The 24,367-nt window shown below is 43.7% G+C and carries 19 protein-coding genes; 10 read left to right on the top strand and 9 right to left on the bottom strand.

Features of this window, described 5'->3' with window-relative positions; genetic code table 11:
• Positions 1–2: 2 nt before the first annotated feature.
• The 4 genes from R8O11_RS06270 to R8O11_RS06255 form a co-directional block, all read right to left on the bottom strand.
• Positions 3–743 (bottom strand): ABC transporter permease, encoded by a 741-nt coding sequence (locus R8O11_RS06270; protein WP_005378436.1) that lies wholly within the window; start codon positions 741–743, stop codon positions 3–5.
• 81 nt (positions 744–824) lie between these two features.
• On the bottom strand, positions 825–1,595 hold the full coding sequence (locus tag R8O11_RS06265; protein ID WP_005378437.1) for an ABC transporter substrate-binding protein: 771 nt from the start codon (positions 1,593–1,595) through the stop codon (positions 825–827).
• An 83-nt stretch (positions 1,596–1,678) separates the two neighbouring features.
• A complete protein-coding gene (locus R8O11_RS06260; protein WP_318194000.1) occupies positions 1,679–2,449 on the bottom strand; it encodes an ABC transporter ATP-binding protein in 771 nt (256 codons plus the stop codon).
• Between the two features lie 264 nt (positions 2,450–2,713).
• Positions 2,714–4,198 carry a 54K polar flagellar sheath protein A gene (locus R8O11_RS06255; protein WP_318193999.1) on the bottom strand — a complete coding sequence of 495 codons (1,485 nt, stop codon included), beginning with the start codon at positions 4,196–4,198 and terminating at the stop codon, positions 2,714–2,716.
• 453 nt (positions 4,199–4,651) lie between these two features.
• On the opposite strand from R8O11_RS06255, the gene R8O11_RS06250 reads away from it, so the two are divergent.
• From R8O11_RS06250 to R8O11_RS06210, 9 genes are all read left to right on the top strand, one after another.
• Positions 4,652–6,199, top strand: coding sequence for a DUF3360 domain-containing protein (locus tag R8O11_RS06250; RefSeq protein WP_262589027.1), 1,548 nt, complete (start codon positions 4,652–4,654; stop codon positions 6,197–6,199).
• 303 nt (positions 6,200–6,502) lie between these two features.
• Entirely contained in the window at positions 6,503–8,779 is a 2,277-nt protein-coding gene (gene pflB, locus R8O11_RS06245) for a formate C-acetyltransferase (RefSeq protein WP_005378442.1), read from the top strand.
• A 153-nt stretch (positions 8,780–8,932) separates the two neighbouring features.
• Complete coding sequence (locus tag R8O11_RS06240; protein ID WP_318193998.1) at positions 8,933–9,910, top strand: lipid A deacylase LpxR family protein; 978 nt, start codon at positions 8,933–8,935, stop codon at positions 9,908–9,910.
• 211 nt (positions 9,911–10,121) lie between these two features.
• Positions 10,122–10,862, top strand: coding sequence for a pyruvate formate lyase 1-activating protein (pflA, locus tag R8O11_RS06235; RefSeq protein ID WP_005387854.1), 741 nt, complete (start codon positions 10,122–10,124; stop codon positions 10,860–10,862).
• A 154-nt stretch (positions 10,863–11,016) separates the two neighbouring features.
• Positions 11,017–11,682, top strand: coding sequence for an energy-coupling factor ABC transporter permease (locus tag R8O11_RS06230; RefSeq protein WP_104978939.1), 666 nt, complete (start codon positions 11,017–11,019; stop codon positions 11,680–11,682).
• A 136-nt stretch (positions 11,683–11,818) separates the two neighbouring features.
• The gene (locus tag R8O11_RS06225) at positions 11,819–12,319 is read left to right on the top strand and encodes a YfbU family protein (RefSeq protein WP_005378446.1); all 501 of its coding nucleotides are present in this window, start codon (positions 11,819–11,821) and stop codon (positions 12,317–12,319) included.
• Between the two features lie 493 nt (positions 12,320–12,812).
• The gene (locus tag R8O11_RS06220; RefSeq protein ID WP_005378447.1) at positions 12,813–14,747 is read left to right on the top strand and encodes a PrkA family serine protein kinase; all 1,935 of its coding nucleotides are present in this window, start codon (positions 12,813–12,815) and stop codon (positions 14,745–14,747) included.
• Between the two features lie 47 nt (positions 14,748–14,794).
• Complete coding sequence (locus tag R8O11_RS06215; protein WP_005378448.1) at positions 14,795–16,066, top strand: YeaH/YhbH family protein; 1,272 nt, start codon at positions 14,795–14,797, stop codon at positions 16,064–16,066.
• Between the two features lie 11 nt (positions 16,067–16,077).
• Positions 16,078–17,637: a SpoVR family protein gene (locus R8O11_RS06210; protein ID WP_005378449.1), complete on the top strand. Its 1,560-nt coding sequence runs from the start codon at positions 16,078–16,080 to the stop codon at positions 17,635–17,637.
• 79 nt (positions 17,638–17,716) lie between these two features.
• On the opposite strand, the gene kdsB is transcribed toward R8O11_RS06210, so the two are convergent.
• The 5 genes from kdsB to R8O11_RS06185 are packed head-to-tail and all read right to left on the bottom strand — an operon-like array spanning position 17,717 to position 23,680.
• On the bottom strand, positions 17,717–18,472 hold the full coding sequence (kdsB, locus tag R8O11_RS06205; protein WP_054575460.1) for a 3-deoxy-manno-octulosonate cytidylyltransferase: 756 nt from the start codon (positions 18,470–18,472) through the stop codon (positions 17,717–17,719).
• A complete protein-coding gene (locus tag R8O11_RS06200) occupies positions 18,472–18,651 on the bottom strand; it encodes a Trm112 family protein (RefSeq protein WP_005378451.1) in 180 nt (59 codons plus the stop codon). The genes kdsB and R8O11_RS06200 overlap by 1 nt, the downstream gene beginning before the upstream one ends.
• Complete coding sequence (gene lpxK, locus R8O11_RS06195) at positions 18,632–19,639, bottom strand: tetraacyldisaccharide 4'-kinase (RefSeq protein ID WP_065274294.1); 1,008 nt, start codon at positions 19,637–19,639, stop codon at positions 18,632–18,634. The genes R8O11_RS06200 and lpxK overlap by 20 nt, the downstream gene beginning before the upstream one ends.
• 5 nt (positions 19,640–19,644) lie before the next feature.
• A complete protein-coding gene (gene msbA / locus R8O11_RS06190; RefSeq protein WP_017820018.1) occupies positions 19,645–21,393 on the bottom strand; it encodes a lipid A ABC transporter ATP-binding protein/permease MsbA in 1,749 nt (582 codons plus the stop codon).
• A 31-nt stretch (positions 21,394–21,424) separates the two neighbouring features.
• Positions 21,425–23,680 (bottom strand): DNA internalization-related competence protein ComEC/Rec2, encoded by a 2,256-nt coding sequence (locus R8O11_RS06185; RefSeq protein ID WP_213915678.1) that lies wholly within the window; start codon positions 23,678–23,680, stop codon positions 21,425–21,427.
• Between the two features lie 8 nt (positions 23,681–23,688).
• Between R8O11_RS06185 and R8O11_RS06180 the strand changes: the two genes are divergently transcribed.
• A complete protein-coding gene (locus R8O11_RS06180; RefSeq protein WP_005387834.1) occupies positions 23,689–24,198 on the top strand; it encodes a DUF2062 domain-containing protein in 510 nt (169 codons plus the stop codon).
• Positions 24,199–24,367: the final 169 nt, after the last annotated feature.

The raw sequence follows: 24,367 nt of genomic DNA, 5'->3' as shown, positions 1-24,367 counted from the left end.
ACTTACCTCGCATGAATACTGAACTTACGCTCAACAAGCTTGAGTAGCCCGGTCGAAACGCTGGTAAAAAATAGAAAGATGAGCGCGACAGCCATGTAAAAGGTGAACGGCATTTTCGTTGTACCTGCTGCCAATGAGCTCATTCTCACCATGTCATCCAGACCAATAATGGAAACTAACGCTGTGGTCTTAAGTAACACTAACCAGTTATTACCAAATCCAGGTAATGCATGACGAATCATCTGAGGAAGTAAGATTCTTCTAAACGATAAAGCAGAACTCATCCCATAAGCTTTCGCCGCTTCTAATTCACCCTTGTCCACCGCCATGATCGCTCCACGAAAAGTCTCCGCCATGTAGGCGCCAAAGATAAAACCAATCGTGAGTACACCAGCTATAAATGGGCTGACATCAATATAATCAGGTAAGTAAGACGTCCATTCATGGTTTGGATCACTCGAGGCAAACCACTCGTTGAGCGTTTCGTTGATGGAGTAAAGGCTGTTATTTAAAAGTATTTGTCCACCAAAGAAAATTAGCATCATCAGAACCAAATCTGGAATGCCGCGAATGACGGTGGTGTAAAGAGTGGCAATCGCCCTTGCCCATTTGTAAGGCGCTAACTTAGCTAGTGCGCCAAGCATGCCTAAGACCATGGCGAGAATGAGTGAAAGCACTGCAACTTCTATTGTTACTAAAGCTCCTTTCAAAATCGAAGCTTCGTATCCTTGTAAATCTAGCATAGGTGAGTTCCTAATCCCTAAACTCAAAAAATCGACCGTTGACTACTTCTAGGAACAAGCCAACGGTCGCTTAATTACGGTTTATTCACCGTACACATCGTAGTTAAAGTATTTACCAGCAATTTCTTGGTAAACACCTTTCTCACGTAGTGAAATAATTGCTGCGTCGAGTTTCTTCGTCAGATCTTTGTCTTGTTTACGAACAGCGATACCCATACCTTCGCCAAACCATTTTGGATCGGTTAACGATGGTCCAACAAACTCATAAGCTTCGCCACCTGCTTTGTTGATCACACCCTCTTCTAGAGCAGACGCATCACCTAAAACGGCAGCAATTCGACCATTTTCTAGATCAAGATACGCTTCATCAAAAGAGCCATAACGTACAATTTCAACATCATCGCCGTAGTTGTCAGTTAAGTACTTGTCATGTGTCGTCGCACGTTGCACGCCAATTTTGACATCTTTAAGATTATCAAAATCTAGACCCGCACCTTTCTTAGCGATAAATTTATTTGGGATTTGTGCGTACTTGCCAGTGAAATCGACTTTTTTCTTGCGCTCTTCAGTGATAGACATTGCTGCGATGATGGCATCGTACTTACGTGCAAGAAGAGAAGGGATAATACCATCCCAATCTTGAGCGACGATTTTGCACTTCACTTGCATCTCTTCACAGAGTGCATTTGCCATATCTACGTCAAAGCCTTTTATTGAGCCATCAGTTTCTGTCCAGCTAAACGGAGGGTAAGCACCTTCGATACCAAAGCGAACTGTTTTCCATTCTTTCGCTTGGGCAACACCTGATACTGCCGTTGCAGCAATCGTTGCTGCTAATAACCACTTTTTCATTTCCATACTCCTGTGATTGCTATTTTATTTCGTTTTGTTTGTTGTGTTGGCTTAGGAGGCAATAGTCTGCCGCCTAACAAATATTAGTAAATGGATGAGATAAACTGCTGTAATCGTTCTGAATCCGGGTTTGTAAATAGCTTAGCTGGATTTCCCTGTTCTTCCACTAAGCCTTGATGTAAAAACATCACATGGTTTGATACGTCACGCGCAAACGCCATTTCGTGCGTGACCACCAGCATAGTTCGCCCTTCATCTGCCAAATCTCTCATTACCCCCAGAACTTCTCCTACAAGTTCTGGGTCAAGCGCAGAAGTTGGCTCGTCAAACAACATCACCTCTGGGTCAACTGCTAGCGCACGGGCAATAGCTGCACGTTGCTGCTGGCCACCAGATAAGTGCCCAGGGTAATAATCTTTACGCTCATACAAGCCTACTTTCTTAAGCAAGACTTCTGCATTTTCAATCGCTTGAGCTTTTGACACGCCTAAGACATGAACAGGCGCCTCAATCACGTTTTCTAGTACGGTTAGGTGAGACCAGAGGTTGAAACCTTGGAAAACCATTGCCAGGCGTGAACGAATACGTTGGACTTGCTTTTCATTAGCAGGAACAGATTCATCTGCTCTGTTGTTTTTCATTTGGATTAATTCACCATTTACCCAAATTTCGCCCGCGGTAGGCGTTTCTAGCAAGTTGATACATCTGAGAAAGGTACTCTTACCTGAGCCGGAAGAGCCAATGATGGAGATAACATCTCCTTTGTGCGCGGCAAGTGAAATGCCTTTTAAAACTTCATTTTGTCCAAATGTTTTGTGCAGGTCTTTTATATCTAGCGCTGGTACATCATTCATGCGCCCTACTCCCTGTGTTTTTGTCACTGCAATTAAGGGACTCCGCCCTCTCTAATTCGGAACAAATTAGCACCGCCCTTTGAAACTTGCAACAAATTATTAACCTAAATAATTCGAATAGAAAGATACGATAGACAAATTAATATGCAATATATAGCAACATATTCTTCAAAAGTTGAATATTAAATATAAAAAAGCCCCTTTCAAAGGGGCTTAATAAATTTACAAAAGTGTTAATTGAAACCTATTCGAGGTCGCAATGAATTAATTAAAACGACTGACTACCAACGAGTTTGAAGTACGTAATGTCACCTCATTTTCTAAGCCTTCTTTTTCAGAAGTAATGATGCCATCTAGGTCTTCATCTAGTTCAGGCTCTGACGCTTCACCATTGGAGAAGAAGCTCATGAAAACTTTAGAATCAATATTACTATCTTCATTCACTACTAAAGCAGTGCGATTAAAATCGTCCGAAGCTGAAACCTTCAAACCGTTAACGGCCGATGTTGGGAAGTTGTAGTAATGCAATTCTGGAACAACAACAGAATCACTATCACTTGTTGTGAAAATGCGATGTGTGACTCTGTAGTCGCCTGAAGTTGCAAAGTAAGCGACACGAGTAAAGCCTTCAGTAGACGATGTTAAGCCCATGTCCAGATCAATCACGGACTCTGCACTTCCTTGCGTTGATACACTTGGTTTTGTGTTCGGCAGGTTATCAATATTTAAGTAAGCACTCGGATCAACGTCAATATCCCATCCGTCAGAGATCGTTTCGTTAAGTAGAGACTCCCAACCATTAACTTGATTCTCTGAGAACGCCATGTATACCCAAGTTTCTTTATTCGTTGCACTAGGGCGATTATATTCAACGGCCGTTTTATCCAGCTTCAACGCGTCATATGCAAAGCCGTTAGTAACAAAGCCAATGTTGAGCGAGTCGTAAGTATAGTCAGAAGACGAATAAATGTTTGACGTATTATCCGCTCTAACTAAGGCTATCTCACCAGTTCCCCACGAACCAATACCATATTGGTAAAGCGCTTTGTCGCTTGAACCTGATTCATACTGAAACAATGCCGTTGGTTCACCTTTAAGCCCCATCAGTTCATCAGTAGGCAACATATCAGGGTTCGGAGACGTGAAAATATCGGTTTGCGAGACAAAGTTGTAATCTCCGCCACCTGATTCAGCGTTTCGGTAATCTAAGTTAGTAAACTTATTGCTTGCTAAGTTACCGCCAGTAAAGCATTTGTTCAAAGAGTCTCGGTTTAGTGCAAAAGTAGCATTACGTAGTTTCTTATCTTGCAAGAACTCTTTTGAAAACGTGTTTACGCGAGCTTCTTTGCCGTTAAATTCTATTGCTTGAAACGTTACAAAGCCGCCGTCAGGGATATCTTCAAGATAAAACTTAAAGTTATCAGTGGTAGGTTTGATAATGTCTCCGGATCTTTTGCCATCGGCATCAGAGTAGTAACCGATAACATAGTTGGTCACTTGCTCTTTTGACGCTGCACTATAGGTTAAAACCGTTTTATCGCCGTTCAGCTCAGTTTTGTGGTCATATACAGTACAACCTTTCGTAGTTGCTTCACTTTCAGTCATTGTTGCTGGTATAGCAAAATCAAAAGTAAACGCAGTTTTCGGCGCTGCACCACCGCCACCGCCGCCACCGCCGCCACCGCCGCCGCAACCGACCATTAACCCTGAGATGATTGCCACTAGTGGCAGTACTTTAAGCTGTTTCATGTCTTTTTCCTAAACTGAGCGGCAATGATTAGCCAAAAAATTGTCTTTGCTCTGTCCAAAGCAAGAATAAAGCCAGCTTTATATAATCATCGTGAATATTGACATTTAATCTGCATCTCGTGCAAAAGGACAAAAAGTTCTAATTTTATGCAACTTGTGTAATGAAATTACACAAGATCTCCGCATCTCATTCGCATGCCAGAAACTTTCTGTAGTTTTATTTCACAACCATTCTTAAAGTGATCTAAATCAATCACCCTAAATGGCTATCTTGCTAGACTCCTGCCAAAAGATGAGGCTTTTTTTGCGCCTCAACACAATAAGTTATTAGCTATGCTTAGGCACAGTGTCGACGTGTAACAAATCTAACAATAGCTAGCATAAGCGTGCCGCAGGATGCGGATTAACACAATTGAATGAAGAATTCATAACTTTTAAATATATGAGGAATCTATGTCAGACGCAGTTAACAAAACGCACTCTGATTCAGATATCGAGACCAAGAGCTACCGTGAGCTTCATCGTCCAGCATCTGAGTTCGCAAGCCGTTCAGACTACCTAGACCACGAACTACAAATTATGAAGCCACGTCGTTTTGGCTTGAACTTGCCAGGTCGTGACTTCCGCTTTGAGCTTGAAGACCTTGTTCCAGCACTTGCTGGTACTATCGGTATTATCGCAATGTACTCTGCGGTAATGATGTCTTGGGCTGAAGGTCTTACTGCAGCATGGGACCACGTAAACTTAGGCAAGGACTTTGCTATCGAAGTTGCGCGTGTAGAAATGCTCATCCCTGCACTTCTTTTCTGTGTACTTGCCTCTGGTTTTATTAACCCTAAAGCCAACCTAGCAGGCAACCACGGCCCAATGATCCCTCTTATTGGTACCATCGCTCTTGCTGGTGCTCACCCTCTTGCATTAGCAATTCTCATTGGTGTGTTTGGTTTAATTTTGAGCCTCTTAAAAGGTGGGTCAAAACTGGTTAACCTCACCTCTGAAGGTACGGCTGGTGGCCTTCTTATTTTCTTAGGTTTAACCGGAACCATGAGCCAAATTAACTCTATTCAAGCTTGGGCTGTTGGTTTGCAATCCGATACGGTTGCCGCTGGTAGCATGGGTTACATCGGTCTAATTGTTCTTGCGGTTACCATTGGCTTATACGCGTTCCTTGCTAAAGTGAACAAACGCTGGCTAGCGATCCCTGTTTGTGCCTTCACTGGGCTTGCAATCGCACTTGCTCTTGGCGCAGGCTTCGATATTAAATTCGTAACCGAGACAGGCCTTCCAAACCTAAATCCAATCTACTGGTGGGGTTCAACAGAAGAAGGTTGGATGCTTGGTCTTCCTAATATGGAACACTTCATCGCTTCACTACCATTCGCCATTCTTGCGGTAGCAATGTGGTCACCTGACTTCTTGGGTCACCGTATCTTCCAAGAGATGAACTACCCACGTAAGAGTGAGAAAGTGCTGATGGACGTTGATGACACAATGACAATGTGTTCCGTTCGCCAAATGGTCGGTACTGCAGTGGGTGGTGGTAACATCACATCATCTTGGGGGACTTACATGATCCCTGCTGCAATCGCGAAACGCCCTATTCCTGCTGGTGCCATCTTACTAGGCTCTCTATGTATTATTGTTGCAATCCTTGGTTTTCCTATGGACGTTGCAGTATGGCCTCCAGTTATGCGCGTTGCTCTTCTCGTTGGTGTATCTCTACCACTGCTTGAAGCTGGCATGCAGATGGTGAAGGACTCGAAAGACTCACAAGCAGCAGGCATTTGTATCTTTGGCTCTGCCGTTGTTAACCCAGTTCTAGCTTGGGCATTAACTATGCTTTTAGATAACAACGGTTTAATTGGAGATAAAGAGCGCGCGTCTCGCCTATCATTTGTAGACAAGATTGTGATCCCAGTAAGCGTACTTGTTATCTGTTTAGTTGCTATGCTTGCAGTTGGTATGCTTGAAGACCAGTATGGCATCCAAGCTTGGCTATAAGCTAGCAGTCCAGAAATTTGTGGGTAGCGCTCGTCGCTACCCCATTTTTATCGAGATTTTTGAGGATTTATTGATTTAGTTTAAGGTTTGCAAAAAAATTTTAGTTTAACCTCTAACTGTTGCTTAAAAAGAGAAACGTTAAAACTAGTGACAATATTTATAGTTTTGTAAATCGAATACGTAAATTTAAGACTATAAATATTGTTATTCATAAGAGTGTACTGTTCCCCTCTTTTATCTGGGGATAGCTGGCTCAACGGCGAAGCAGTACGTATTTTTTTCTACTAAAAAGGTAGGTATGTCATGGCAGAGCAATTTGCTAAAGCTTGGGAAGGTTTTGCTGCAGGCGACTGGCAAAACGAAGTAAACGTTCGTGATTTCATTCAGAAGAACTACACTCCGTACGAAGGCGACGAATCTTTCCTAGTTTCTGAAGGTACTGAAGCGACTAACAAGCTTTGGGCTAAGGTAATGGAAGGCATCAAACAAGAGAACGCGACTCACGCTCCTGTTGATTTTGATACTTCAGTTATCTCTACCATCACTGCTCACGATGCAGGCTACATCGAAAAAGACCTAGAAACTATCGTAGGTCTTCAAACTGACGCTCCTCTAAAACGTGCGATCATCCCTAACGGTGGTATCCGCATGGTTGAAGGTTCATGCAAAGCCTACGACCGCGAGCTAGACCCACAAGTTAAAAAAATCTACACAGAATACCGTAAAACTCACAACCAAGGCGTTTTCGATATCTACACTCCTCAAATCATGGCGTGTCGTAAATCTGGCGTACTGACTGGTCTTCCAGATGCATACGGTCGTGGTCGTATCATCGGTGACTACCGTCGTGTTGCTCTATACGGTATTGACTTCCTAATGAAGGATAAATTCGCGCAGTTCTCTTCTCTACAAGAGCGTTTTGAGAACGGCGAAGACCTACAAATGACAATGCAGCTTCGTGAAGAGATCGCAGAGCAACACCGTGCTCTAGGTCAAATCAAAGAAATGGCTGCAAAATACGGTTGTGATATTTCTCGTCCTGCTGAAACTGCGCAAGAAGCTATTCAGTGGACTTACTTCGGTTACCTAGCTGCTGTTAAATCTCAAAACGGTGCGGCTATGTCTCTAGGTCGTACTTCTACGTTCCTAGACATCTTCATCGAACGTGATATCGCGGCTGGTAAGCTAACTGAAGAACAAGCTCAGGAAATGATCGACCACTTCGTAATGAAACTACGTATGGTTCGTTTCCTACGTACTCCTGAGTACGATGATCTATTCTCTGGCGACCCTATCTGGGCAACTGAGTCTATGGGTGGTATGGGTCTTGACGGTCGTACGCTAGTTACTCGTACAAACTTCCGTTTCCTAAACTCACTATACACTATGGGTCCTTCTCCAGAGCCAAACATCACTGTTCTTTGGTCTGAGCAACTACCTGAAGGCTTCAAGAAGTTCTGTGCGAAAGTATCTATCGATACTTCTTCTATTCAGTACGAAAATGACGACCTAATGCGTCCAGACATGAACTCTGACGACTACGCGATCGCATGTTGTGTATCTCCAATGGTTGTTGGTAAGCAAATGCAGTTCTTCGGTGCTCGTGCGAACCTTGCGAAAACAATGCTTTACACCATCAACGGTGGTGTGGATGAGAAGCTAAAAATCCAAGTTGGCCCGCAAATGCCTAAGATCGAAGGCGATGTTCTTAACTACGATGAACTGTGGGAGAAAATGGACCACTTCATGGATTGGCTAGCGAAACAATATGTGACTGCACTAAACGCTATCCACTTCATGCACGATAAGTACAGCTACGAAGCGGCACTAATGGCTCTACACGACCGTGACGTTAAACGTACTATGGCTTGTGGTATTGCTGGTCTATCTGTTGCGGCTGACTCACTATCTGCAATTAAATACGCAAAAGTTAAGCCAATTCGTGACGAAGACGGTCTAGCAATCGACTTCGAAATCGAAGGCGATTACCCTAAATTCGGTAACAACGACCCACGCGTTGATGACATTGCATGTGAACTTGTTTCTGTATTTATGGGCAAAATCCGTAAGCTTAAGACTTACCGTGATGCAATCCCTACTCAGTCAATTCTTACTATCACTTCAAACGTGGTTTACGGTAAGAAAACTGGTAACACGCCTGACGGTCGTCGTGCTGGTGCTCCATTTGCTCCAGGTGCAAACCCAATGCACGGTCGTGACGAGAAAGGTGCTGTAGCATCACTAACTTCAGTTGCTAAACTGCCGTTTGCTGACGCACAAGATGGTATCTCTTACACATTCTCTATCGTACCTAACGCACTAGGTAAAGATGAGGGTTCACAACGCGCTAACCTTGCTGGTCTTATGGATGGTTACTTCCACCACGAAGCGGGTATCGAAGGTGGTCAACACCTAAACGTGAACGTTCTTAACCGTGAAACTCTAGAAGACGCAGTTAAGCACCCAGAGAAATACCCTCAGCTAACAATCCGTGTATCTGGTTACGCTGTTCGCTTCAACTCTCTAACTGCAGAGCAACAAGCTGACGTAATCGCGCGTACATTCACTGAGTCTCTATAAGACTATAGCGAAATAACGTTCTAGTAATACAACAAAGGCTGATGCTAAGTAGCATCAGCCTTTTTTTATTTCTTGAATGAAAGTTGTGATATCGCGAAAGACTTTTGCCCGCATTCTTACGTATGATGCGAAAAAAGTTAGCAAATAAAGTCTATGAGATTTAGTAAATTAATTATTCTTACCCTTCTTTCTCCAGTTGCAATAGCATCCACTAAGTCTACGGTTTCTTTTACCATCGACAACGATGGTATTTTTGGCGTCGATCAAGACTATACGAATGGTGTTTTCCTTTCTTACGCGACAGACCAACTGACACAAGAAAGCCAATGGAAATGGCTGAGTCTAGCTAACTCAGAGCACGCCAATATCGATAAAATAGAGTTTGTTCTTGGCCACAAGATGTGGACTCCAAGCGACATTGAAGCCGATTATCCACTAATCAATGATCGCCCATATGCCGGTTACCTACACACCGAAATCAACTACCTTTCCCTAACGAGTGACAAAGCTGTACGGTACAATTTCACCATAGGAACTACGGGTGAAAGTTCGCTATCAGAAAAGGCGCAAGAAATCGTTCACGGCATAACAGGATCGACGGACCCTCAAGGTTGGGATTACCAGATTGAAGATAAAGTGGCGTTCAGCCTTGGTTACCGCGTATTTAACAAATTGATGCGCAGCGAAGAACAAAAAACACAATGGGAGATCACCAACATTAACGACATCAATGCGGGTAACTTCCGTAGTGATGTCTCTCAAGGCGTCATGTTTCGTTGGGGTACAAACCTAGCGAATAGCATCGGAGCCGCCAATATCAGTGTCGAAAGCCCTTTCTCAGCAAGTATGATCGCTCAGAACACGTCGAGTTGGTTCTTATTCACCGGGTTTGAAGGTCGTTACCGCTTTAATGACATGACTATCGAAGGAGATCGTCCTGGCATTCCTGAACCGTCAGCGCCATACGACGTCACACTGCAAAATTGGCAAGCAAGTGCCGTCGCGGGGGTATCTTGGTACAACCAAAATTACGGTGCAAGCATCACCTTTACAATTAAAACACCGGATTATGAAGAAGCCCAAACCGATGTTTATGGGACAGGCTCGTTCTCCGTGTTCGCCTTTTTCTAAAAACTGGATTATCCCAGCATCGAAGTCAATCTAGATACACGGCAAGTTCTCGGGGTAGGTATTAACCACCTCGTGTTCAAGCGTTTATGTAGATTGGCTCCATCTATTTTCTTTCTTCAAATAACCTTGCCTTTAGTACCGACAAAGCTGTTTTAACCCTGCTTTTTGTAATAAAATAACAGCTAGAATTTACTAGTAATGAGAGCAAAAGATGTCAACAGCTGGTCGTATTCACTCATTTGAGTCATGTGGTACCGTAGACGGACCTGGTATTCGATTTATCGTCTTCTTGCAAGGTTGTTTAATGCGCTGTAAGTATTGCCATAACCGCGATACTTGGGACACGCATGATGGCAAAGAAGTCACGGTTGAAGAAATCATTTCCGAAGCGAAAAGTTACCGCCACTTCATGAATGCATCAGGTGGTGGCGTTACTTGTTCTGGCGGCGAAGCGATGCTTCAACCGGAATTCGTACGTGATTTTTTCCGCGCAGCTAAAACCGAAGGCATTCATACATGTCTAGATACTAACGGTTATGTTCGTAAGCACACTGATGTTATCGATGAAGTACTGGATGCAACAGACTTAGTCATGCTTGACATCAAACACATGAAAGACGAAGTGCACCAAGATCTCATCGGTGTATCCAACCGACGCACATTGGACTTTGCTCGTTACTTGCAAAAAATCGGAAAGAAAACATGGATTCGCTATGTCGTCGTGCCTGGTTACACAGATGACCCAGAAGCAGCACACATGCTTGGTGAATTTATTAAAGACATGGATAACATCGAAAAGGTCGAGTTACTTCCTTACCACAAATTAGGGGCTCATAAGTGGGAAGCGTTAGGCTTAGAATACCCACTCGAAGGCGTAAACCCGCCACCGAAAGAAACCATGGATGAAATTCAATCCATTCTTGCTCAATACAACGATAACGTAAAATACTAAGTGAACCGCAAGACTAACCTCTTTAAAATACCAGCTTATTGCTGGTATTTTTTTGATTATATCTAAGCCTTATCAGTGAGTTTCTCTGCGGTCATTTAGGTATAAAAAGAACGATAGAAATGATTGCGTCATGTTCGCATAGGAAGGAAGTAACATGGATTTGTTTAACTTAGGCTCTCTTGTTGTCTCAATTTGGATAGTAGTAGTCTACTGCCTACCAGATTGGAAAAAAGTCGTTTGGCCCAAACTGGAAAAAGAAAAAGGATTTCAGCACCTCGTTTTTGCAACGCTCTTCTTTTTCAGTATTTTATGGGCCGCTCAAGCAGGTGTAAAAGAAGGATTACAGATTCATTTTCTTGCACTAACAACGCTGACGATGATGTATGGTTGGCGCATGGCATTTATACTCAGCATTCCCGCTATGTTGGTCAACCACCTACTACATGATGTGTCCTTGCTACTCTTACCCACGTCGTTAGTTCTATCTGCCCTAATTCCGATTTTCATTAGTTACTTAGTGTTTCTTCTGAGTTACCACTACTTGCCACGAAACATTTTTGTTTTCATCTTCGTTGCTGGATTTTTCAATGGCGCGATAACAGGAAGTCTGCACCTCATCATTAACTCTTTTTATCACCTATCAGTTGGTCACTACGATTGGGAAACCATTCAACATAACTACTTTGTTTTTGTGCCGTTGCTCGCCTTTCCAGAAGGTCTATTAAATGGTATGGCACTGGCGGTTTTAACCGTATTCAAGCCAGAGTGGCTGAGAGTATTTTCAGACCGAGACTACATATACAATCATTACCATAAATAAGTGTTTTCAAACTGGTCAAAAGTGACAGTTCTTGCCATTTTTTAGTATTAAATATGTGTTGAGATCATGTTTCACTCATGTCTTAAGCGTTAACCTAAGCACATTAAAAATGTATTAGATATCTAGTGAGGTCACCATGGAAATGTCAAACGCTCAACGTTTGATTCTATCAAACCAATACAACCTTATGTCTCAACTTGATCCAAGTAATGCGGCCAAATACAAACGCTTACAAACGATCGTTGAACGTGGTTATGAACTACAAATGCGAGAGTTGAACAAAGATTTCGGCTGCCTCTCAGAAGCAGAATGTCGTGAGATCATCGACGTTATGGAGATGTATCATGCGATGCAAGAATCTTACAACATGCTAGACGATGAAGACCGCAGCAACGTAGATCAGCGCCGCTTGAAGTTCTTGGGATTTGATATCGCTTCAGAAGCGCAACAAGTACATTACGTACGTTTTCTCATCGATTCTGAAGGTTTGTACCCTCAGTTTGACAAGGCAGATCATCACTTTAACAGCCAAATGCCGATGCTAGATAAATACCGCCGTATGCTGCAAACTTGGCGTAACTGCCCTCGTCAGTATCATTTATGTGAAAACGAACTAGCGCAAATCTTCAGCGCATAAAATGGTCGTCTAAGAATGAGGAGAGCGCCCGCTCTCCTTGTTATTTACCCTGTCACAAACTTATCTAAGACTTTGCTCTCTTCCTACCTCTTTCACTTACCTTGCTCAATGTAGAACAACGAATCACTGAGACTCTTCTGTCTTTGCCAAATATTTGATTTCTATTGCACCTATTCACGACATAAATTCGTCCTTAATAAAAGAGTGATTCAAATGTCACTTTTACAATAAATTCATAATTGTTAAGCAAAATTGCAAATCCCCGACTAGGCTTAAGTAGAGAAAGGCTGTGATTGAAAAATTCATATCCACCGCTCACCGTTGTAACGAAAAAACCGTCCATAAAGCAAAGTCTTTGGTGTCGCCAATCTTACATTCTGTACGAACCAAATGTGATAACAGGACGTATATTCAAACAACAACGAGCATAACTGTTGGTGGAAAGCCTGAATCAACGTTCGTCGGTAGACTGACTATTAAAGGGGAAAGCGACATGAGTATTTTCGACCACTATCAATCAAGATATGAAGCTGCAAAAGATGAAGAGATGTCGTTACAGGAGTTTTTAGCCCTGTGTAAAGATGACAAAAGCGCTTATGCTAATGCAGCAGAACGCCTACTGATGGCGATTGGTGAACCAGAGATAATCGATACGGCAAAGGATCCGAGACTAAGCCGAATCTTCTCGAATCGTGTTATCTCTCGTTATGAAACCTTTAAAGACTTTTATGGCATGGAAGATGCCATAGAACAAATTGTGTCTTACCTAAAACATGCGGCGCAAGGCCTAGAAGAGCGTAAGCAGATTCTTTACTTACTCGGCCCTGTAGGTGGCGGTAAGTCTTCGCTTGCAGAAAAGCTTAAGGCTCTGATGGAACAGATGCCTATTTATGTTCTTACTGCTAACGGCGAACGCAGCCCAGTGAATGACCATCCATTCTGCCTATTCAAAGCCACAGAAGATGGCGATATTTTGAAAAAAGAATATGGCATCGAGCACCGTTATCTTCGCTCGATCATGTCTCCTTGGGCCGCTAAACGTCTTCACGAGTTTGGTGGTGATATCACCAAATTTAAAGTAGTGAAAGTACGCCCTTCTATCCTTGACCAAATCGGTATTGCCAAAACTGAACCAGGCGATGAAAACAACCAAGATATCTCATCATTGGTTGGTAAAGTCGATATTCGTAAGCTTGAACACTATTCGCAAGACGATCCAGACGCTTACAGCTACTCCGGTGCGCTGTGTAAAGCAAACCAAGGTTTAATGGAATTCGTTGAGATGTTCAAAGCACCAATCAAAGTGCTTCACCCGCTGTTAACAGCAACGCAAGAAGGCAACTTCAACGGTACAGAAGGCCTTTCTGCGATTCCATTCGACGGTATGATTCTGGCTCACTCAAACGAATCTGAGTGGCAGACCTTCCGTAACAACAAGAACAATGAAGCGTTCTTGGACCGTGTTTATATTGTGAAAGTACCTTACTGTCTACGTGTTTCAGAAGAAGTCAAAATCTACCAAAAACTTCTCGAAAACAGTGAGTTGTCTCAAGCCCCTTGTTCACCAAGCACGCTCGAGACTCTGGCACAATTCAGTATTCTTTCTCGACTTAAAGAGCCTGAAAACTCGTCCATCTTCTCTAAGATGCGCGTATACGACGGTGAAACGCTGAAAGATACGGATCCAAAGGCAAAAAGCTATCAAGAGTATCGTGATTATGCTGGTGTCGATGAAGGCATGAACGGTCTCTCAACACGTTTTGCCTTTAAGATTTTGTCACGCGTATTTAACTTCGACCAAACCGAAGTGGCAGCCAACCCTGTACATCTATTCTATGTGATTGAACAACAGGTTGAGCGCGAACAGTTCCCTGCTGAAACAGCAGAGAAATATCTCGAGTTCTTGAAAGGCTACCTAGTACCTCGATACGTTGAATTTATCGGTAAAGAGATTCAGACCGCTTATCTTGAGTCTTACTCTGAATACGGCCAAAACATCTTCGACCGATATGTCACCTATGCAGACTTCTGGATTCAAGACCAAGAGTACCGAGATCCAGAAACTGGTCAGCTATTTGATCGCTCTTCACTGAATGCTGAGCTAGAGAAGATCGAAAAAACAGCTGGTATTTCTAACCCGAAAGATTTCCGAAACGAAATCGTTAACTTTGTGCTTCGTGCGAAAGCGAATAACAATGGTCAAAACCCGGTTTGGACCAGCTACGAAAAACTGCGCACAGTAATCGAGAAGAAAATGTTCTCCAATACCGAAGAGCTACTTCCGGTTATCTCATTTAATGCGAAAACCTCTTCTGAAGATCAGAAGAAGCATGACGACTTTGTCGCTCGCATGATGGAAAAAGGCTATACCGAGAAACAGGTTCGCCTACTTTCTGAGTGGTACCTACGAGTACGTAAGTCATCCTAACCCAGTATTGAGTTAGGTCGCTTGTGAAACATGAAGAGGGCTATTTCATGGCGCAATTTATAGACCGAAGGCTCAATGGCAAGAACAAGAGCGCTGTTAATCGACAGCGCTTCTTGAAGCGCCACAAAGAGCAAATAAAAGAGTCGGTAGCAGACGCAGTGAATCGACGCTCGATTACGAATACGGAAACGGGCGAAGACGTCTCTATCCCTCACAAAGACATCAATGAGCCTATATTTCATCAAGGCAAAGGTGGTGTTCGAGAACGAGTTCATCCCGGTAACGACCAATTCATTACTGGTGATAAAATTGAGCGTCCCAAAGGTGGCGGTCAAGGTAGCGGCTCTGGAGAAGGGAACGCCAGTCCAGATGGAGAAGGCCAAGACGAATTTGTATTCCAAATATCAAAAGATGAGTACCTCGATATTTTGTTCGAAGATCTCGAGCTGCCTAATCTAGAAAAAAACCAAATTGCCAAAATCACAGAATGGAAAACGCACCGTGCAGGCTTTCAAACTGCCGGTATCCCTTCCAATATCGCCGTAGTACGCTCTCTGCAACAATCTCTTGCGCGCCGTACTGCAATGACTGCTGGTAAGAAACGACTTCTTAAAGAGTTAGAAGACGAACTTGCTCGCATCAAAAATATTGAACCTGCTCAGCAGTTTGAAGAGAACCGCTTGAAGGCTGAAATTGAAGAACTGCGCAAGAAAATCGAAAGCGTGCCGTTCATCGATACCTTCGACTTACGCTTCAAGAACTATGAGAAACGCCCGGTACCATCGAGCCAAGCGGTAATGTTCTGTCTAATGGACGTATCCGGTTCGATGGACCAGGCAACGAAAGACATCGCAAAACGCTTCTATGTTCTTTTGTACTTGTTCTTAACTCGTACCTACGAGAATGTCGAAGTCGTCTTTATCCGCCACCATACCCAAGCGAAGGAAGTGGACGAGCACGAATTTTTCTACTCACAAGAAACCGGGGGTACCATTGTATCTAGCGCGCTCAAGTTAATGGATGAAATAGTAAAAGAGCGATACCCGATTGGTCAGTGGAACATATATGCAGCTCAAGCATCCGACGGTGACAACTGGGCAGATGATTCGCCAAGATGCCGGGATCTGTTAGTGAACAAATTACTTCCAAACTGTCAGTATTACTCTTACATAGAGATCACGCGGCGATCGCACCAAACTCTATGGCATGAGTACGAAAAACTCACTGAAGAGTTTCCTAATTTCGCAATGAAAAACATTCGCTCTGTGGAGGATATTTTCCCAGTCTTTCGTGAACTATTCCAAAAAGAAACGGCGTAAGGAGGCTAGCGATGAATACCGCAACGAGAAACCTCTCAGGAGAGGCGCCTAAAAAGCGTAACAGTAAAGTGTTGCCAGATGGACCAGATTGGACATTTGAGCTGTTAGAGCGATACCACAAAGAAATTAAGCGTGTCGCGGAGCATTATCGCCTAGACACTTACCCTAACCAAATAGAAGTGATTACTTCAGAACAGATGATGGATGCCTACTCAAGTATCGGCATGCCAATCAATTACAACCACTGGTCATTTGGTAAAAAATTCATTCAAACAGAGCAGAACTATAAACATGGTCAAATGGGGTTAGCCTACGAGATTGTGATTAACTCCGACCCTTGTATTGCTTATTTGATGGAAGAAAATACGGTAACAATGCAAGCACTCGTTATAGCGCACGCGTGTTACGGCCATAACTCTTTTTTCAAAGGTAATTACCTATTCCAAACGTGGACTGACGCCAGCTCTATTATCGACTATCTGCTGTTCGCCAAAAAGTATTTAGCCGAGTGTGAAGAACGATATGGCGTAAAAGAAGTGGAAAAACTGCTCGACTCTTGTCACGCGTTAATGAACTTTGGTGTAGACCGCTACAAGCGTCCAGAGAAAATCTCAATTACAGAGGAAAAAGCAAGACAAGAAGAACGCGAAGCATACCTACAATCTCAAGTTAATGAGCTTTGGCGCACGGTACCGACAGCCAAGACGAAAGAGGAAGACATTAAAGAGCGATTCCCAAGCGAGCCTCAGGAAAACTTGCTCTACTTCTTCGAAAAACATGCGCCGTTGCTAGAGCCGTGGCAACGTGAAGTTGTTCGGATCGTCCGTAAGATCAGTCAGTATTTTTATCCGCAAAAACAAACGCAAGTTATGAATGAGGGCTGGGCAACGTTCTGGCACTACACCATACTCAACCATCTTTATGATGAGGGCTTGGTGTCTGAAAAGTTCATTCTAGAGTTCTTACATAGCCACACCAGTGTCGTGGCTCAGCCGCCTTATAACAGTCCTTACTTTAATGGCATTAACCCCTACGCGTTAGGCTTTGCCATGTTCCGAGATATTAAGCGTATCTGTGAAGAACCAACTGATGAGGACAAAGAGTGGTTTCCAGACCTAGCAGGAACCGACTGGTTAGATGCAGTGCATTTCGCGATGCATAATTTCAAAGATGAAAGCTTTATTAGCCAATACCTTTCTCCGAAATTAATGCGTGATTTCAAGCTGTTTGCGATCAACGATGATGATCATAAGAACTTTATTGAAGTCGCTGCGATACACGATGAGATGGGTTATAAACGCATTAGAGAAACCTTAGCTGCTCAGTATAACTTATCTAATCTTGAGCCAAACATTCAGGTGTTTAATGTCGATGTCCGTGGTGATAGATCGCTTACGTTGCAGTACGTTCCTCACAACCGCATCCCACTTGATGATAGTTACGAAGAAGTTCTAAAGCACGTGTACCGATTATGGGGCTTTGATGTCATTCTCCAAGAAGTGAAAGACACCGGTCACCGAGAAGTGTTAGCAACCTGCCCTAAACGGAACCAATACGACACTAACATTTAACTAATACCGCGATACAAGTAAAACAAAAAGGCTCCTAATTCAGGAGCCTTGTTTATTCTTAAATCTATATGAGCATTTGTTACGCTTGCTTTGCAACAATCGCGCGCACGGCTTCTAGGTCTTCGGGCGTATCAACCCCTGCCGCTGGTGCTTCTTTCGCTACCGCCACATGAATTTTTTCACCGTACCAAAGCACTCGCAGTTGCTCAAGACACTCAATCTGCTCTAATGCACTTGGTGCCCAGTTGACATACGTATTAATGAAACCAGCTCGATAAGCATAAATACCAATATGACGCATTAATGGGTTGGCAATAGTTTTGTCTTGTTTAGCAAAGCTATCGCGATCCCAAGGGATGGTTGCTCGACTAAAGTACAACGCATAGCCTTGCTCATCTGCGACAACTTTAACAGCGTTCGGGTTGAACACTTCCTCTTCCGAGTCTATTTCTACAGCTAACGTCGCCATCGGGGCTTCACACCCAGATAAGTTATCAGCAACCTGACGAATGATGGACGGCGGAATCAAAGGCTCATCCCCTTGCACATTAACAATAATGTGGTCTGACGGAATAGCCATCTTTTCAACAACTTCGGCAAGACGCTCCGTACCTGATTCGTGGTGGGGAGAGGTCATACAAACTTTACCACCAAATGACGAAACCGCTTTCGCAACACGCTCGTCATCAGTTGCAACGATGACATCTTCCGCACCCGCTTGTAGCGCTTGTTCATAAACCCACTGAACCATAGGCTTACCACCAATATCCGCTAGCGGTTTACCAGGCAAACGGCTCGATGCGTAGCGCGAAGGGATGACAACCGTAAAAGACATTAGCGTCCCTCATCCATGCTCATAGTGCGAGCTTCAGGCTCTAGCAGAACTGGAATACCCTCTTTGATCGGGTAAGCAAGGCGATCCAATTTGCAGATCAACTCTTGATTATCTTTATCGTACGTCAGCTTACCTTTGCAAACAGGGCAAGCTACAATCTCAAGTAGACGGTGATCCATAAGCCGCTTTAACCTCTTTTATTCTATTTAAAATTTGCTCTGCATCGTTTGATTCAAACTGGGCAGATACAGGCAGATACCACCAATTATCTTGCGCATAATGGCTGCACTTGACGGCATCTTTCTCGGTCATAATCACATTGGTCCCTTGTTGAGCCAATGCTTCTAATTCTTGTTGATCAAAGTCTTGATGGTCAGCAAAACCTTTTGTGACTTTAACATCTGCGTCCATCGAGTTTAGTGTATGAAAAAAACGCGGAGGATGCCCAATGCCCGCAAATGCGACGAGATCTTTCAACTCCGAGACATCCACATGTTGCTTAGTCTTAAGATTAATAGCTTTAGAGGGTGCTAAAGCCATTGCGATTTCGCCCGTATGCGCTTGACCGCCATTGGTGATGATAAAGTCGACTTCTTTAAGTCGCTCAATACCTTCACGTAAAGGACCTAATGGAATCAGGCTTTCATTCCCAAACCGGCGATTCCCATCCACAATCACTAACTCAATATCACGGCCTAACGCATAATGTTGTAATCCATCATCCGTAATTATGATATCCACATCCAAATCTAGCAGTGCTTTCACTGCATTTGAACGCACAGGATCTACCGCAACAGGTGCTCCTGTACGGCGATGAATCAACTTAGGTTCATCGCCACAATGCTTCGCTGGCGTATCTTCTTTTAGCACTAACGGATAGGCAGGAGCCTTTGCCCCATAACCACGAGAAACAACCCCCGGCTTAAAGCCCATTTGCTGTAGTTGCTCAACAAGCCACACAACAACTGGTGTTTTACCATTGCCACCAGCAGTGATATTGCCAACCACAACAACAGGTATAGGCGCATTATAAGCTTGCTTGCGGCCAGTTTGGTATTGCTTTCGCTTTGACTTGCTTATCGCTCCAAATAATAAACTCAGTGGCCACAAAAGCGGCCACAAGAGGTATTTTATTGGATGGTTTTCAAACCAGATTTTTTCAATCACCGCGCTTATTCACCAAACTGAATACGGTGCAATTGTGCATACGCACCATTTTTCTTAATAAGCTCAGCGTGGTTGCCACGTTCAATGATGGCACCATCATCAACCACAAGAATTTCATCGGCTTTCTCGATTGTGGATAAGCGGTGCGCTATTACAAGTACCGTTTTATCTTTTTGCAGCTCATCAAGTGCAGCTTGAATAGCTCGCTCGGATTCGGTATCCAAAGCCGAAGTTGCCTCATCAAGAATCAGCACTGGAGCATCACGCAATAGAGCTCGCGCAATCGCAACACGTTGGCGTTGACCACCAGACAAGCTAGCACCATTTTCACCAATCATGGTATCAAGTCCATCATCCATTTTGCCGATGAACTCCATCGCATGCGCGAGTGTTGCCGCTTTCTCGATATCACTGCGCTCGTATTGGCCATCCGTTGCGTACGCAATATTGTTTGCTATCGTGTCATTAAACAAATGAACATTTTGCGATACTAGTGCAAATTGCTGACGTAAATTCTTTAGCTCGTAATCACGAATATCATGCCCATCTAATGTGATAGATCCACTGTCAACATCATAGAAGCGGTTGAACAAGTTCGCGATGGTACTTTTACCTGAGCCAGAACGGCCAACTAGCGCCACCGTTTTTCCTCTTGGAATATCGAAGCTGACATTTTCCAATGCTGGTTTTTCTGCACCAGTGTAAGTAAAGCTTACATTTTTAACTGAAACATCGCCATTTGCGCGTTCAACTGTCAACTTACCTTCGTTTTTCTCAGGCTCGAGGTCAATTAACGCGAAGAGCGTTTGGCTCGCGGCCATACCACGTTGGAACTGAGAAGTAACGTTAGTCAGCGCTTTAAGTGGGCGCATCAGACCAAACATTGCAGAGAACACAACAGTAAATGTACCTGGAGTCAGTTGCTCTTTAATCGAATCAATACTTGCTAAATAAAGAACGGCAACAATTGCAAGTGATGCAATCATTTGGATGATAGGGTTAGCCGCCGCTTGAGCCGTCACCAACTTCATGCTTTGTTGACGCATTTGGTTGCTGACTTTTTCAAATCGTTGACGTTCGATGTCTTGGCCGCCATAGCTCAACACAACTTTATGGCCTTTCAGCATCTGCTCTGCTGATGCAGTTACGTTACCCATCATGGTCTGCATATTTTTGGATATTTTTCTAAAACGTTTAGAAACAACACCAATACCCCATGCCACAACGGGAGCAACAGCAAACAGCACTAGCGACAATTGCCAGCTGTTGTAAAACATCAAAACTAACAGACCAATGATACTTGCACCTTCACGGACAATGCTCACCAACGCTTGGCTAGTTGCCGCTGATACTTGCTCTGAGTCGTAGGTTATACGCGACAATAAGTTGCCCGTCTTTTCCTTATCAAAGTATGACACTGGCATGTGCATAAAGTGATTGAACACCATGCGACGGACTTGCATAACTACGTTGCCAGATACCCAGCTCAAACAGTAGGTGGAGACAAATCCACTTATGCCACGGATGAACATCATGGCAAAAATAATCAATGGAAGCGTGCGTAAAAAATCAGATTCAGCGTTCCCAAAACCTTCATCGAGTAGTGGTTTTAGTAGGGAAATCATATAGGTATCTGATATGGCATTAATAACTAATGCAATGACTGCAACGACAAGACCTGACTTATAAAGGCGAATAAATTGCCATAGACGCTTAAACGTCTGCCAAGTCGTTTCATCAGTATTTATCGACATAGAAGTGCTTTATTTTCTTACATTAAGACTCTCATTCTACTCCCTTACGCAGCATCTGCCTATACCAAGGCTCAAATGTATCGCTACGTTTGGTTTCTGAGCGCCAATTATCACGGTGAATAAAGAAGCTTACCTGACCACCCTCACCAGTATCAAGCCAAGTAATGCCAAGCTTTCGGTATGAAGCAACGACACTTTCCGCTGGCATTCCCCATCGATTGTTTTTTGCTAAAGAAGCAACCGCCACACTCGGGCTCACCGCCTCGATAAATCGAGGATTCGATGAACTTTTACTCCCGTGGTGAGGGACTAGCACCACATCGCTTTGTAACTTTCCGGGTTCTCTAAGCAAAATCCACTCGCTAATGGCCTCAATATCACCAGTAAAAAGCATACTAAAGTTAGAAATAGGGTCAGTAAGTCGTAATACACAGGAGTGCGGATTATACGCACGTTGAACAAGTGCAGGAGGCCAGAGCACTTCCATGTTTAATCCTTGCCATTTCCATTGGTCACCTCTAGTGCAAGGCTCATATCCGATAAAGAATTGACTACTAAGTTTACGCTGTGGAGAAAAGGCATCTTCAATGAAAAAGCGGCCGCCTGCGTGATCATTATCGAAATGGCTTAGAATCAGTGTATCTATGCTTTCATAACCTCGTTGATGCAAAACCGGAGTGACGACCTGCTCTGCGATACTGCCGCTTTGCCATGCTTTACCAGTGTCATACAGCAACACCTTGTCGTCTTTTTCTACAACCACTGCAAGGCCATGACCTACATCTAATACATCGATACGCCAATGCGGTTCATACTCCGATGCAAGCTTGATACTAATAACGATGCCGAGTAACAAATACCACGCGTACTGAGACATGAACCGTTGAAATATTAAGCAAACCACTATCACCATAACTAGCATTGTCATTTCCATGCTAATGGGTTGCCAAGAACCTACTGCGTACTGTATTGACGTGCTCAATGGCTGTAATGACCAGTCCACCAAATGCCACAGAGGCTTCGCTATCATTTCAAGAAACAAAGATGAGAACAGGGCTAGAAACATCAAAGGTACAACGATAAATCCGAACCAAGGAATAAATACCAAGTTGTAGGCTATTGAGGACAAACTAAAACCGGAGAAGAAATGGCCACTAACAGGTACGATTAAAGCGCTCAACATCAATTGAGTAAGCAATAACGCTTTTAATCGCGCTTTCCAACCTCCCCTTTGATGTCGAATCAAATTAATTGCGAACAATACCGCACAAACGGAGAGGTACGATAACCAAAAGCTCATACTGTAGGATGCAAAAGGTTGGACAAGCAGTTGTAGAGATACTGCAAGCAAAAGAACTCGCCAAGAAGTCCAGTGCACCAGAGTATACTTCAGGAGAACGTAAACAACGCATACCGACACTGCTCGCGTAGTAGGCAGAGAGAAATCCGCTAACCAAGCGTAGGCAACAGCGAAGATCAGCCCATATAAGCTAGGTAACAACTGGTATTGGGGTAATAGATAACGAACGGTACCGCCCACGACTAGCCCAAAAGTAAACGCCATACCAATATGTAAACCAGAAATGGAGACCAAATGCAGTAAACCACTGTCCCTGAGCGCTTGCCAATCTTCCTTAGACAACCAAGAACGGTCAGCAAAAACTAACGCACTTATTAACGAGAAATGATGAAGGGAAGACACATCATCAGCGACATCGGCAATAATGGATTGACGCAGAGATACATTAGAACGAACAATCCACTTAGCATCTTTGTTAACAACCGCTCGGGCGATAATATTTTTACCCATCGCGTGCTTTTCAGCATCAAAGCCAGCTTCGTTGCGTAGACCTGTAATCGGCTTTAACGAGATGGATGTCGTAAACTCACTGTTAACATCGAGTGGAAAAGGCGTAATAAGACGGATTTTAGGTTTAAGAAAAGGTAACAGAGTTTGAGAATTTACCGCTTCTATAGCGACAATACCTTCATAACCGTGACTTATTTGCGTAAAAGGGCTGTCAACTTTACCAATTATGGTAATATTCTCCCCTGCTTGAAAAAGGGCTTGTCTCTGAGACTCCAATACATTGCCGTGGACGATGACAACCATAAAGCCCGCAATTGCGCCTATGCTAATTAAGCCACGACGTAATTTGATTATTGAGCCAGTGGTTATTATTCCCAGCAGCAACCAACGCCAATCTGGTATTGTCGGCCACCAAGCCGACGAGATTACGCTCGCTACAAATAACGCCAAGGTCCAACTTTTTTCTGAGAGAGTCATGCTGTCCTATGCCTAGAAAGCTGATAAAACGCTTCATGCCAGATCATGAATTGATCAAACGCCAAAAAGCATTGAAGGTCTTCGGCAATGTGTTGTACAACCCAAACTTGTGGTGCTTAAACCGCCGCTCGGCATCAGGGGCTTTTGCTGTCGGGTTATTTATGGCTTTTGTTCCGCTGCCGAGCCAAATGATCATGGCCGCTGGTTTGGCCATTATGTTGGGTGTCAATCTGCCCCTCTCCGTCGCTTTGGTATGGATCAGCAATCCTATCACTATGCCTGTGCTATTTTACTTTGCGTACAAGCTAGGTGCTCTAGTGATGCGTCTTCCCCCGCAACCTTTTCACTTTGAACTATCGTGGGAATTCATCATGCAGCAAATGAGCACCATTGGACCTCCATTTCTATTGGGCTGCGCAATTTGTGGGGTTGTATCCGCGATTATTGGCTACTTCGGAATTCGAGGGCTTTGGCGCTACTCCGTGGTACGGAGCTGGCAAAAACGCAAAATAAGATAAGACCTTACTGCGTAAAAATCAGCATTTGAGCTATCAGTTGAGGGGCATCTAACAGTTAGAATGAAACGCGATGTTACTCAAGTCGGATAAATGTAAATTACCACCTTCTAAAGAAGGTGGCTTTGTGTGAGCCCCCTAAAAGGGGGCCTTTGTTTAGTCCAGCGCCAAT

Source organism: Vibrio sp. 1288 (genome assembly GCF_033344475.1).
Note: the sequence above shows the minus strand (reverse complement) of the source record. Positions and strands in the feature narration are given on the sequence as shown.

What these genes read in the sequence shown, in the direction of transcription:
- msbA (WP_017820018.1), bottom strand. Translation starts at nt 21,393, where the DNA reads ATGTCGATAAATACTGATGAAACGACTTGGCAGACGTTTAAGCGTCTA.
- R8O11_RS06220 (WP_005378447.1), top strand. Translation starts at nt 12,813, where the DNA reads ATGAGTATTTTCGACCACTATCAATCAAGATATGAAGCTGCAAAAGAT.
- R8O11_RS06250 (WP_262589027.1), top strand. Translation starts at nt 4,652, where the DNA reads ATGTCAGACGCAGTTAACAAAACGCACTCTGATTCAGATATCGAGACC.
- pflA (WP_005387854.1), top strand. Translation starts at nt 10,122, where the DNA reads ATGTCAACAGCTGGTCGTATTCACTCATTTGAGTCATGTGGTACCGTA.
- R8O11_RS06215 (WP_005378448.1), top strand. Translation starts at nt 14,795, where the DNA reads ATGGCGCAATTTATAGACCGAAGGCTCAATGGCAAGAACAAGAGCGCT.
- R8O11_RS06185 (WP_213915678.1), bottom strand. Translation starts at nt 23,680, where the DNA reads ATGACTCTCTCAGAAAAAAGTTGGACCTTGGCGTTATTTGTAGCGAGC.
- pflB (WP_005378442.1), top strand. Translation starts at nt 6,503, where the DNA reads ATGGCAGAGCAATTTGCTAAAGCTTGGGAAGGTTTTGCTGCAGGCGAC.
- R8O11_RS06230 (WP_104978939.1), top strand. Translation starts at nt 11,017, where the DNA reads ATGGATTTGTTTAACTTAGGCTCTCTTGTTGTCTCAATTTGGATAGTA.
- R8O11_RS06240 (WP_318193998.1), top strand. Translation starts at nt 8,933, where the DNA reads ATGAGATTTAGTAAATTAATTATTCTTACCCTTCTTTCTCCAGTTGCA.
- R8O11_RS06200 (WP_005378451.1), bottom strand. Translation starts at nt 18,651, where the DNA reads ATGGATCACCGTCTACTTGAGATTGTAGCTTGCCCTGTTTGCAAAGGT.
- R8O11_RS06260 (WP_318194000.1), bottom strand. Translation starts at nt 2,449, where the DNA reads ATGAATGATGTACCAGCGCTAGATATAAAAGACCTGCACAAAACATTT.
- kdsB (WP_054575460.1), bottom strand. Translation starts at nt 18,472, where the DNA reads ATGTCTTTTACGGTTGTCATCCCTTCGCGCTACGCATCGAGCCGTTTG.
- R8O11_RS06210 (WP_005378449.1), top strand. Translation starts at nt 16,078, where the DNA reads ATGAATACCGCAACGAGAAACCTCTCAGGAGAGGCGCCTAAAAAGCGT.
- R8O11_RS06270 (WP_005378436.1), bottom strand. Translation starts at nt 743, where the DNA reads ATGCTAGATTTACAAGGATACGAAGCTTCGATTTTGAAAGGAGCTTTA.
- R8O11_RS06225 (WP_005378446.1), top strand. Translation starts at nt 11,819, where the DNA reads ATGGAAATGTCAAACGCTCAACGTTTGATTCTATCAAACCAATACAAC.
- R8O11_RS06255 (WP_318193999.1), bottom strand. Translation starts at nt 4,198, where the DNA reads ATGAAACAGCTTAAAGTACTGCCACTAGTGGCAATCATCTCAGGGTTA.
- R8O11_RS06265 (WP_005378437.1), bottom strand. Translation starts at nt 1,595, where the DNA reads ATGAAAAAGTGGTTATTAGCAGCAACGATTGCTGCAACGGCAGTATCA.
- R8O11_RS06180 (WP_005387834.1), top strand. Translation starts at nt 23,689, where the DNA reads ATGCCTAGAAAGCTGATAAAACGCTTCATGCCAGATCATGAATTGATC.